The organism is Pseudoalteromonas sp. 5Ae-yellow, from assembly GCF_014077565.1.
In the GTDB taxonomy this organism is placed as follows: Bacteria; Pseudomonadota; Gammaproteobacteria; order Enterobacterales; family Alteromonadaceae; genus Pseudoalteromonas.
Genome location: NZ_JACGWD010000139.1, coordinates 1 through 1,738 on the forward strand (window position 1 = coordinate 1; position 1,738 = coordinate 1,738).

Genomic DNA, 1,738 nt, shown 5'->3' on the forward strand with positions numbered 1-1,738 from the left:
AACCCTTTGGGCAGCGCCTGTTTGGCATTAATGCTACGTTATCGCCTATTTATGGGGAATAACCACACTGTATAGGCTCTGCCTTGCCTAAATACCAAACAGACTGCTGCAAATTTAACCTTGAAAGTTCAACAGACCCTAGTGTTTGAGTGACTTTATTGAGGAACTAAGGGCTTATCTTGCTTAATACATCGCGTTTTGCAGCTTTTCTACATTATGAACAAGGCAATACAGTTGCCGCAGCGTAAAGAAACAGCTAAACAGGACAGCCATTCTAACTTAATGAAAAAACTTAGGCTGGCGTCACTGTTAATTCATCAAAAATTGAACATGTTTTCCAGAGCCGCCTCTAAAGACATGGGCATATGACGTTTATTCATAATTCGGTTGTTAAGCTCTTCTTTAAGTGATTTAACCGTAGTGCAATACTCTAAACGTTTAGCAATTTCATCACATTCATTATTCAGCGCCGCTAAATGGTTTACAAAATTATCTTTAATTTGCGCTTTACTACGACCATTAAACTTACGCCACACAATTGTATATTGGTCATTACTTTCTTTTTGTTGCCGATGCTGTTCATTTAGCTCGATTATTTTATTTTGCAGTAACGGAATTAAGTTTGCTTTGGTTTCTTCGTCAAAATCGACATCGTCGTCAAAATGGCTTATGTAAAGTTGTAATAAAGTAAAACCGTCTTTCTCTTTTCGAGCTTGTACTAACTGTTGCATTAGTTCGTGTTTTTCTGCTTTTTTTGCAAGATCAGATTCTTTATCTGGATGCAACTTAGATGCTAAACGTTTATACATTTTGTTTAGCTGCGAGCCTTTAAATAACTTTTCTAATTTTGAGTTGTTTTTTTGTTGTTTAATTTCATCGCGATCAAATCGCTCGTGTTGGTCAAAAAAGTCATCCCAATCTTCATCTTGTTCATAGTGCATATTATCTGCACTAAACGCTTCATCATCTTTCTCCTCACCAAAACCTTGCTCGTCAAGGTGCTTATAAAGCAATGAAGGATCAGCTGTTATTTCTCTCAGTTCGTCATCTGTTAATTCTAAACCGGGGAAATCTTGCTGTAACATATTACGTAATATGTTTAACTCTGAAGAAGGGATTGTACTAACCGTATCTTGGTTATACTTATTTAGGTAAGATTGAAAAACTTGAGACACTTCCTCAACATTCAACTCGCCAATGAATGGATGTTCTGACAAATAATCTAAATCTTCATTTATCCAATCCACAAGTTCATTACGCTGTTCAATAGTTAAGCTTTTACGTTGGATAAACTTACTAAAATGAATAATTTGTTCTGCAATCATTTGAGCTTGAATTTGCTCATGGTGCTCTACTTGTTCTTGAAATTGAGAAAACAGGATCTGCTTTTTAATATCAAAGTTTGCGTTACGCTTAGTATGTTTTTCAATTCGCTGCCATAAACGCTCTAATTCAGAAGGCGTTTTAGTCGCCGCTTGTTGCTTTACATTTTTTAAAAATGTCATATTAAGTTCCACTAAAATTTGTATCCATTACTTTTTATGCACGTAATTTGTATGCTTGAATTATAAATTTAATTAAAGCATACATAAAGCCAAGCATTAAAAAGAACGTAACTATTCAGCCTCATCTGAAATGAATACATCAGGCAGCTGATTTTTGAATAATAACTCAAGGGCTAGGCTTGCAGATACATATTGTTTTCTGCAAGTCGATAAATAGCTTCTCAGCAAGCAGA

1 protein-coding gene is annotated in these 1,738 nt (G+C 35.3%); it reads right to left on the minus strand.

Annotation, left to right across the window (positions count from 1 at the left end; all coding sequences use genetic code 11):
• Positions 1–317: 317 nt before the first annotated feature.
• Positions 318–1,505 carry a hypothetical protein gene (locus H4J63_RS19660; RefSeq protein WP_010553585.1) on the minus strand — a complete coding sequence of 396 codons (1,188 nt, stop codon included), beginning with the start codon at positions 1,503–1,505 and terminating at the stop codon, positions 318–320.
• Between the last annotated feature and the right edge of the window lie 233 nt (positions 1,506–1,738).

Excerpts from the sequence above, each read along its gene's own strand:
- H4J63_RS19660 (WP_010553585.1), bottom strand. The coding sequence starts at position 1,505 with ATGACATTTTTAAAAAATGTAAAGCAACAAGCGGCGACTAAAACGCCT.